We start from the raw sequence: 9,569 nt of genomic DNA on the forward strand, positions 1-9,569 counted from the left end.
GTAGCGCCGCCATCAACAAAGCGATGCTTTTCTATTATTTTTCGTCAAAGGAAAATCTTTACCGGACGATTCTCAACGAGGTCATGAGCGAGTTCTTCACCCAGATCGGCGATTTCATCAGGCCGGAGCTGATGCCGGCGCTCTTCATGGAAAAATTTCCCGAGCTCTACATCCGGCTGATCGCCAAGCATCCCGATTTCGTGCGCATCGTGGCCTTCGACCTGATCCACAATCCCGAAAACATCTGCGCCTTCATGGCCGCCATCATCGCTGAAAAGGCCAATTTCAAGCCCCATCCGCTTTTTGAACTGATCCGGCGCTGGTACGAGCAGGGGCTGGTCTCCGAGGCCGACCCTCTCCATTTCATGATGAACATCATCGCCCTGTCCATTTTCTCATTCATCGGCAAGCCCATGGTCGAGGCCATATCCGGCATCCAAGTCGCCAGCGACGAAGATTTTTACCGTAAACGAATCGGCAGCGTAGTCAATATTTTACAACGGGGGATGCTGAAATGAAAAAACTGTTATTTTTCATTTTTTTGGCTATCGTTTTCGTGCTTCCGGCCAAGGTGACATTGTCCCAGGCCGTGGCCAGCGCCTGGGCCATCAGCCGCAGCCTGGACAGCCAAAAGTTGGAGGAAGAGGCCGCATCCATCGCCGGACTGACGGCGCTTCGGCAAAAATATTTTTCCGTTTTTTTCAACGGCAGCTACCGCTACACTTCAGACAAGGTGGAGGTCAAAATCTCTGATTTCCCCTTTCCGATCAGCGCGGACATTCCCCCCGGAACGGTTGTCCTTTCTGCCCCCAACGACAATTTCGATCTGAAAATGTCATTGGTCCAGCCGCTCTATAGCGGCGGCCTGCTGAACAATGCCGTGAAGATGGAGGCGATCCGGGGAGCTGCGGAAAAGGACCTGACCCGGCTGAAAAAGATCGAATTGGCCGGAAAGGTTAGGTTTTCCTATTTCAATTACCTCCTGTTCTGCAAAAAGCGGGATTCATTGAATTTTCTCCTCTCCAGTCTGAACCTGCATTTGCAAAAACTGGAAAATCTTTACACTGAGGAACTGGTGAAAAAATCCGACCTTTTAGAGACGAGAGCCAAAGCCGACGAAATCAAACTGAGTCTAATGGACCTGGAGCAATTGATTGCGGCTGAGGCCGTCCATTTCAACAGTCTTTGCAGCTATGAGCCGCAGGATGTGGATTCCCAACCCGTGAAGAGAAATGAATCATTCGACTCGGTCCGTGACTATTTCCTGGCCGGTCATCCGTTGCTGAAATCGTTGGACGAGAGGGCGCGCATCATTCAGATACAGAAAAAATCGATCACCGGGGCCTACCTTCCCCAGGTCAGTGCTTTCGCCGAACTGCACTACGGCCGTCCGGGCCAGAATTTTTTTAAAGACCAGTGGACCTTTTACGTCCAGGGGGGGCTGAGCGTCACGATGCCCGTTTTCAACTGGAACAAGGGCGGCCGTGACAAAACTCTTGCCGACATGGCAGCGCGCAAACTAGAAAACCAGCGTGCCGACTTCATCCGTGAAAGCGAAAAGAATTTGCGCCAGTTGTATCTATTTAAAGAAAGCCTGGAGAAAAAACTTGTCCTGCTGGACAACTTGTCCGCCTACGCCGCGGAGGATATCCGCCTGAAAGAAGAACTTTACGAAGAAAACCAGATCGATCATACCGACCTGCTGGCGGCCATGACCAACCAGGAAAGATACCTTTCCAACCGTGAAGAGCTGTCCACGCAGATGGAAATGCTCAAGGTCAACATAGACACCTTGATCGGAAAATGCGAGGAGGAAGAATGAAAAAAACGGCGACGCTCCTGCTATTACTACTGTTTTTTTATTCCTGCGGAAAAAATGACCGTGAGATCCGGGCGCCCGGCGTGGTCGATGGCGAGATCGCCAGCATCAAAGCCCTGGCGGCAGGAACCTTGGACAGGCTATTGATCCAGGAAGGCCAGGCCGTGAACAAAGGGGAGCTGATCGCCGAGCTCAACCGCGACAAGGTCCGCAACAGCCTGGAGGAACTGTCCTTAAGCGAAAGGGAGATCGTCAACAGCGAGACCCGCACCCGCGAGAAGCGGCAACTGCTCAAGGCCAACCTGGGTTACTGGCAGAAGCAGGTACAGCGTTTCGAGCGCTTGAAGCAAAACCAGTCCATTTCCGGCGAGCAGCTGGAAAAATCGCGCTTGCAGCAGAAGGACGCGCAGACTTCGCTCTTTGAGCTGGACAAATCCCTTGAAGCGCTGCAGATCCAGAAAGCGCACATCGCCAACAAGCGCCAAGCGCTGGACCTGGCCGAACGGGACTTGCTGCTGCGCGCTCCTGCTTCCGGAGTGGTGCTGGAGACCTTTATCAGCCCTGGAGAGGCAGTATTCCCGGGCGTGGCCCTAGCGGATATTTTGGACCTGTCCAGCCTGTTCGTTGACGTGTTCATCGAGGAGAAGGAAATCGCCGCGCTGAAACTCGGCCAGCAGGCCAGGATCATTGTCGATGGCATGGAGGAACGCTCTTTTTCCGGCCGGATCTCCACCTTCGGCAGGAAGGCCGAGTTTTCTCCCAAGTACATCGTCGCCGAAAAAGAACGCCAAGCCCTGCTGTACCAGGTGAAGGTCCGGCTCGACCACGATCTGGATGTCTTCAAGATCGGCATGCCGGTCACCGTCATATTCCGCAAGTAGGGACAGGCGATGATCCGCCTGGAGCACGTTTCTAAATCATTTGCCGCCATCAAGGCCGTGGACAATGTCACCCTGGCCGTTAAAAAAGCGGCCATCACCATTCTGACCGGGGCTGACGGCGCCGGCAAATCGACCCTTTTCAAGATGCTGGTTGGACTGGTCAAAAAGGATTCCGGGGCGATATTACTGAACGGAGAAGATATTGGCAGCGACTATTCCCGGATCACCTCGATCTGCGGCTTCATGCCCGAAAGGTTTTCTCTCTACACCGACCTGAGCGTGGAGGAGAATCTGAACTTTTTCGCCGCCGTCCAGCAGGTGCCGTTGCCAAGGCGCGAAGAGCTCAAGAAACGCCTGCTGGAAAGGACCGGCATGAGCCCTTTTCGCAAGCGTCGCGCCGGCGCCCTTTCCGGCGGCATGAAGCAAAAGCTGGCCCTGTCGACGATCCTGCTCTCCTCGCCGGAGCTGATCATCCTGGACGAACCGACCACCGGTGTCGATCCCCTGTCGCGCATTGAATTCTTCGCCATCATCGAAGCCCTGAAAAATGAGGGCAAGACGATCGTCATGTCGACCCCGTACCTCGATGAAGCCGAAAAGGGGGACAACATCGTGTTCATCAAGAACGGCCGGGTGATGCGCCAGGATTCGATCGCCGGCTTGCGGGATTCTTTCCCGGCGCGCCTGTTCCGCATCCTGCCGCGCGACAATATTTTTGAAGTGATGGCGCGCATCTCCGCCATACCCGGCCTTGAAGGCCAGGTACATATGCGCGGCAAATTCATCCGCTACATGCAGGCCGGCTCCGAAAACTTGGGCCGCCAGATCCCGCATCTTGAAATAGTGGAGGAAAAACCGACCCTGGAAGACATGTACATTTATTATGAGAGGCGGCAATGAGCGCGCCCGTTCCGGCCATTACCGTAAGTGATCTGTCCAAAAACTTCGGCCATTTCCAGGCCGTTAAGGGAATTTCCTTTACCGTGGCTCCGGGGGAAATCGTCGGTTTCCTGGGGCCCAACGGCGCCGGCAAAACGACCACCATCAAGATGATCACCGGTCTGCTGAAAATCACCTCCGGAACGGTCTTGATCGGCGGCCTGGACAACCGGAAGCATCTTGCCGCCATAAAGAAAAAACTGGGTTACATGTCGCAAAAATTCTCGCTCTACCCGCTTTTAACGGCTATGGAGAACATCGAATTCTTCGGCGGCATATCCGGCCTGGCGCCCGCTGAACTGAGACTGCATATGGCCCGGATGGACGAGCAGGTCGCCTCTGCTATCCTGAGGCAGAGGATCCAGGATGTTCCGCCCGGCATCCGCCAGAAGGTGGCCTTGTTCGTCTGCCTGATGTCCGAACCGGAGATCATCCTGCTCGACGAGCCGACCTCGGGGGTCGATCCCGAAGCGCGCCGGCTTTTCTGGAACGAGTTATACGGGCTAAAAAAGCGTGGCAAGACCCTGCTGGTTTCCACCCACAACCTGGACGAGGCCGAATACTGCGACCGCATCATCATTATCCACAACGGCGAGATTGTTGCCTGCGGCGAACCGGACGAACTGCTGCGGCAGAAGGGAAAAGTGAATATCGAAGAGCTCTTTAAGGATGCCATCCAAGAACATGGGCAGAATTAAGGCGATCATTTTCAAGGAATTCTTTCATATCATGCGCGATCCGCGCAGCCTGACCATGGTTTTCTTGATCCCGCTGGTCATGATCTTCATCCTCGGCTACTCGGTCTCGTACGACCTGAACCGCATCGACGCCGCAGTCATCGACCTTTCCCAGAGCCGGCTGTCCAAGCAACTGGTCCAGGCCTTTACCGCCAATCGTGTCTTTGTTATCCGCACTCGCGGCACTGATGGCCAAAACACCTTATCCCTGGCCGCTGCCGAGAAAATACTGCGCCAGCAAGGAATCAAGGAGATCATCGTCATCCCCGCCGATCTCTCCCGCTGCCTGGCTGAAAAAAAGCAGTGCTCCATCGGCCTGATCATCGACGGCAGCGATGTCAATATTGCCAACCTGGTCTACCAGTACGATGAAAGAATCATCCTGGAATTCATCGCCACCATGAAAGGCGCCGGGCAGCTGCTCAAGATCAACACCAAGATCTTCTTCAATCCCGAAGCCAGGAGCCAGTTTTTCTTCATCCCCGGGCTCGTCGCCGTCATTCTGTTGATGATTTCGGCCATGCTCACCTCGTTGAGCGTTGCCAAGGAGAGGGAAACAGGCTCCATTGCCCTGCTTTTCATCTCACCGCTGAAATCTCGGGAGATCATCATCGGCAAGACCATTCCCTACATTATTGTCTCCCTGCTTGACGGCGTGGTCATCCTGCTCTTTGCCCGCTTCTGGTTCGGTATTCCCCTGCGTGGCAGCCTGGCGGTCCTGCTGATCTTCGCCCTGCTCTACATCGTCTCCGGCCTTGCTTTGGGCATCCTGATCTCGGCATCGGCGCCGACTCAACGGACAGCCATGCTGGCTACGCTGCTGATAACCATGCTGCCGTCGTTTCTCCTTTCCGGCTTCATTTTTCCCCTCGATTCACTCAGCCCGGTTTTGCGGGCGATATCCTACATCATCCCCGCCACTTACTTTCTGCGCATCATCCGCGGCGTGATCCTCAAAGGAGCGGAATTGAAGCATTTCCTTTTTGAAGGCGGCATGCTAATAGTGCTCAGCATGGTCCTGCTGGCTGCAGCCACTAAGAAATTCAACCGGCAAAGGAAGGCTGCGCAATGAAACTGTTTTATCTGGTCAAGAAAGAACTGATCGAGATCGTCCGCCAAAAAGAGCTGCTGATATTGATGTTCATCAGTCCGGTCATCCAGATCATCATCCTCGGCTACGTGATTTCCACCGATATCCGCCATGTGCCGGTAGGCATCGTCGATCTTGCCAAGGGGCAAGCGGCCGGGCAGATCATCCAGCGCGTACGCCAGACACCGCTTTTCCGCGTGCGTGCCCTGAACGACCGCAGCGAGGACTATCTCTACCTGCTAAAAAAAGGTGAAGTCAAGACCGTCCTGATCTTTCGCGACGCACTGGACAAGAAGCGCAGCATCCTGAAATACCCCGAAGTGCAGATCCTCATGGACGGCATGGACTCCAACACCTCGATGATCGCCGCCGGATATTTCAACGGCATCATCAAGAACTACATCCTCAATGACATGGAAAAGCGGGGCCAAGGACTGCCCCTGAGCGGCCAGGCCATTTTCCGCTTCAACCCGCAGCTGCGCAGCATCAATTACATGGGCCCGGGCATCGTCGGTTTCCTGCTGACCATCATCACCATGTTCCTGACTTCCGCCTCGATGGTCAGGGAAAAGGAACAGCAAACCTTGGATACCCTCCTCATCTCGCCGCTGAGCACCCTGGAAATCTATATCGGCAAAGCCCTGCCGGCGGCCTTGATCGGGTTGATCGACATGGTCATCGGCCTCGTGGTCGTGGTCCTCTGGTTCGGCATCCCGTTCCGCGGCAATTTGTTCTACCTGTTCTTGGCTTCCCTGGTCTATCTGGCAGCCATCCTTTCCTACGCTCTGCTGATATCCGTCCTTTCCGCCACCACCCAGCAGGCCATGTTCTTCGCCTGGTTCTCCCTAATGATCTTCCTGCTGATGTCGGGCTTTTTCACCCCCGTGGACAACATTCCTCCGCTCTTGCGCATCCTGGCCGACATCAACCCTTTGCGCTACCTGATCAAGATCATCCGCGAGATATTTTTAAAGGGCAACAGCATCGCTTTTTTTTGGAAAGACCTGTTGATATTGAGCGGCATTGCCCTGACCCTGATGTCGATTTCATTGCTTAATTTCAAGCGCTTCATTTCCAAATAGCATCACGAGATGATTCGGAAGACCTCGGCATAGTGATAGCATCACTACATGCCTCCTCTGCTGGGTGAGGGATGACCGATTTTAGCTTGACTATGATCTGCCAACTGCATAGAATTCTTCTATGGCTGCCAATGGTTTCCCCCTTCTTCAAGGATGCGATTGCCGGTCATGAACAGGATTAAAGCGATCATCGTCAAGGAATTTTTTCACATCCTGCGCGACCCACGCAGCCTGACCATTATTTTCTTCACTCCGATCATTATGATTGTCATTCTCGGCTATTCGGTCTCTTACGATTTAAACCGCATCGATGCCGTTGTCGTGGACTTTTCGCGGAGTGATTTGTCCCGGCAGCTGGTCCAGAGTTTTGCCAATAACCGCATCTATGTTTTGCATAAGCTCGTCAGGGAAACCGGCAGCCAGAACCAATTGCATTCCGCCGAAGCGATGCTGCGCCGGGAGGAAATCAAGGCAATCATCATCATTCCGGTTGACTTCGCCCGCAGCCTGACCAGCCGCGGCCAAAGTGATTTCGGGATCATCATCGACGGCAGCAACTCCAATACCGCCAATCTGATTTACCAGTACAACGAAATGATCGTCCTGAACTTCATGGCCAGGATGAAAAAGGTGGATCAGCTATTGAATCTGAGGACCAAAGTGTATTTCAATCCCGAGGCCAGAAGCGCGGTTTTTTTCATCCCCGGCCAGATCGCCGCCATACTGCTGATGATTTCGGCCATGCTGACTTCCATCAGCATATCCAAGGAAAGGGAAAGCGGTTCCATCGCCCTGCTGTTTATTTCGCCGCTGAAATCACACGAAATCATCATCGGCAAGACCATTCCCTATATCATCGTGGCCCTGCTGGACGGCGTGCTGACCCTGTTTTTCTCACGCTTCTGGTTCGGGATAACCATCCGCGGCAATTTGGCTGTGCTGTTGCTTTTTGCCGTTCTTTACATCATCTCCGGTCTCTCTATCGGCATCCTGATTTCTACCAGCGCCCGCACCCAGAAAGCCGCCATGCTGGCGGCGCAGATTTTTACCATGCTGCCTTCCTATCTGCTTTCGGGGTTCATTTTCCCGCTCGATTCATTGAGCCCCTTTTTACGCGGAATTTCCAAGTTTATTCCGGCCACGTATTTCCTGCGCATTATCCGCGGCGTCGTGTTGAAGGGTTCGCAGTTTGAGCATTTCATTTTCGAGGGCATGATGCTCATCCTACTCAGCGTCATCCTGCTCACGGCGGCCGTTGTCAAATTCAACCTGCAGAGAAAGGCAGTCCAATGAGATTACGCTATTTGATCAAGAAGGAATTGATTGAGGTCATCCGCCAAAAGGAGCTGCTGTTCCTGATTTTTGTGGCTCCCATCCTGCAGATCATTGTCCTCGGTTATGTGATTTCCACCGACATCCGCAATATCCCGGTTGGCATTGTCAATCTGTCGCGCGCCCAGACAGCCGAGCAGGTCATCCAGCGTATCCGCTGCAGCCCGCTTTTCAACGTGCGCCAGGTAACGCGCCAACCCGAAGATTACCTGGCCCTCCTCAAAAAGGGAACGGTGAAATCCATCATTATTTTCCGCGACTCGCTTGACCGGAAAAGGCAAATCCTGAGATATCCCGATGTCCAGATTTTAATGGACGGCGTCGATTCCAATACCTCGCTGATCTCTGCCGGTTACTTTAACGGCATCATCAAAACCACTATTCTCACTGATATTTCCAGGCGGGGACAAGCATTGCCGTTGCAAGCCAGGACCATCTTCCGCTTCAATCCCGAGTTGCGCAGCATCAATTTCATGGGACCGGGGATCGTTGGTTTTTTGCTGACCATTCTAACCATATTCCTGACTTCGGTTTCCCTGGTGCGGGAAAAGGAGCAGCAGACGCTTGATACGCTTCTGATCTCCAGGTTGAATGCCTTTGAGATATATATTGGCAAAGCCCTGCCTGCGGCGCTGATCGGCATTGTGGATATGATCATCGGCCTGCTCGTGGTGGTTTTGTGGTTTGGCATCCCTTTCCGCGGTAATATTTTGGAGCTGGCATTGGCTGCGCTGGTATACATGGCGGCCATTCTTGCCTATGCCCTGCTGATCTCGGTCCTTGCCTCCACCCAACAACAGGCCATGTTTTTCGGCTGGTTTTCCCTGTTGATTTTCCTGTTGATGTCGGGATTTTTCACCCCGATCGAAAACATTCCCCCGGGCCTGCGTTTTGTGTCCGCCATCAATCCGCTGCGCTACTTGATGAAAATCATCCGTGAGATATTTTTGAAAGGCAACGGCATCGCCTTTTTCTGGAAGGATCTGCTGGCATTGAGCGGCATCGCGGTGACCCTGGTCTCCATTTCGCTGCTGAATTTCAAGCGCTTCATTTCCAAGTGACGGACTATTGCTATTTGGCCGAAATTTCCTTACACTCCCATCCGTGCCCATAACGCCTGAAGAGAAATCCCCGGTCGTTGCGCCGCGCACCGTCTTCATCGAGCTGACCAGCCATTGCAACATGCATTGCTCGTTCTGCCCCTCCGATGTCCTGCGCCGGGAAAAGCGGATGATCGATGACGCCCATGTGCGCAGTTTCCTCGACCAGCTCCACGCCCTCGGCCTGCGCCCGCCGGTTCTGTTGAACGTGATGGGCGAGCCGCTGCTCAACAAGCGCCTCTATGAATACCTCGACCTCCTGGAAAGCGAGGGGCACCTGGTCACCGTGATCAGCAACATGACCCTGCTCGCCGACAAGGCGGTCCAGAAGGATATCCTCAAGCACGGCAACGTGACCCTGGCCCTCAGCCTGCAGACGGCCACCCGGGATTCCTACCGCATGCGCGGCTATCCGCGCCTGCCGTTCAGGGATTTTTTCGCCCTGATCGACGACGTGGTCGAGGAAAAATTCCGCCTGGGCAGCGGCGCGCGGCTGGAGATCCATATCGCCTCCAACTACGTCGTCGGCCACGACCCGTCCATCCAGGCCGATCCCCCCTTCGACCCCTGGCCCAACTTTCCCTCGCCA

At 54.1% G+C, this 9,569-nt stretch carries 10 protein-coding genes; all 10 read left to right on the top strand.

Features of this window, described 5'->3' with window-relative positions:
• On the top strand, positions 1–518 hold a 518-nt coding region (locus NTW95_13565), incomplete at its 5' end, for a TetR family transcriptional regulator C-terminal domain-containing protein (protein MCX6558434.1).
• Positions 515–1,822 (top strand): TolC family protein, encoded by a 1,308-nt coding sequence (locus NTW95_13570; protein ID MCX6558435.1) that lies wholly within the window; start codon positions 515–517, stop codon positions 1,820–1,822. The genes NTW95_13565 and NTW95_13570, both read left to right, overlap by 4 nt.
• The gene (locus NTW95_13575; protein ID MCX6558436.1) at positions 1,819–2,700 is read left to right on the top strand and encodes an efflux RND transporter periplasmic adaptor subunit; all 882 of its coding nucleotides are present in this window, start codon (positions 1,819–1,821) and stop codon (positions 2,698–2,700) included. The genes NTW95_13570 and NTW95_13575 overlap by 4 nt, the downstream gene beginning before the upstream one ends.
• Positions 2,701–2,709: 9 nt before the next feature.
• Positions 2,710–3,600 (top strand): ABC transporter ATP-binding protein, encoded by an 891-nt coding sequence (locus tag NTW95_13580; GenBank protein MCX6558437.1) that lies wholly within the window; start codon positions 2,710–2,712, stop codon positions 3,598–3,600.
• Positions 3,597–4,337, top strand: a complete 741-nt coding sequence (locus NTW95_13585; protein MCX6558438.1) for an ABC transporter ATP-binding protein — start codon at positions 3,597–3,599, stop codon at positions 4,335–4,337. The genes NTW95_13580 and NTW95_13585 overlap by 4 nt, the downstream gene beginning before the upstream one ends.
• On the top strand, positions 4,324–5,448 hold the full coding sequence (locus tag NTW95_13590) for an ABC transporter permease (protein ID MCX6558439.1): 1,125 nt from the start codon (positions 4,324–4,326) through the stop codon (positions 5,446–5,448). Before NTW95_13585 ends, NTW95_13590 begins: the two co-directional genes overlap by 14 nt.
• Positions 5,445–6,548, top strand: a complete 1,104-nt coding sequence (locus tag NTW95_13595) for an ABC transporter permease (protein MCX6558440.1) — start codon at positions 5,445–5,447, stop codon at positions 6,546–6,548. Before NTW95_13590 ends, NTW95_13595 begins: the two co-directional genes overlap by 4 nt.
• A 168-nt stretch (positions 6,549–6,716) precedes the next feature.
• Entirely contained in the window at positions 6,717–7,841 is a 1,125-nt protein-coding gene (locus NTW95_13600; GenBank protein MCX6558441.1) for an ABC transporter permease, read from the top strand.
• Positions 7,838–8,941: an ABC transporter permease gene (locus NTW95_13605; GenBank protein MCX6558442.1), complete on the top strand. Its 1,104-nt coding sequence runs from the start codon at positions 7,838–7,840 to the stop codon at positions 8,939–8,941. The genes NTW95_13600 and NTW95_13605 overlap by 4 nt, the downstream gene beginning before the upstream one ends.
• Before the next feature lie 43 nt (positions 8,942–8,984).
• The coding region (locus tag NTW95_13610) for a radical SAM protein (protein MCX6558443.1) at positions 8,985–9,569 on the top strand (585 nt) is incomplete at its 3' end.

The organism is Candidatus Aminicenantes bacterium (assembly GCA_026393795.1).
Classification (GTDB): Bacteria; Acidobacteriota; Aminicenantia; order UBA2199; family UBA2199; genus UBA2199.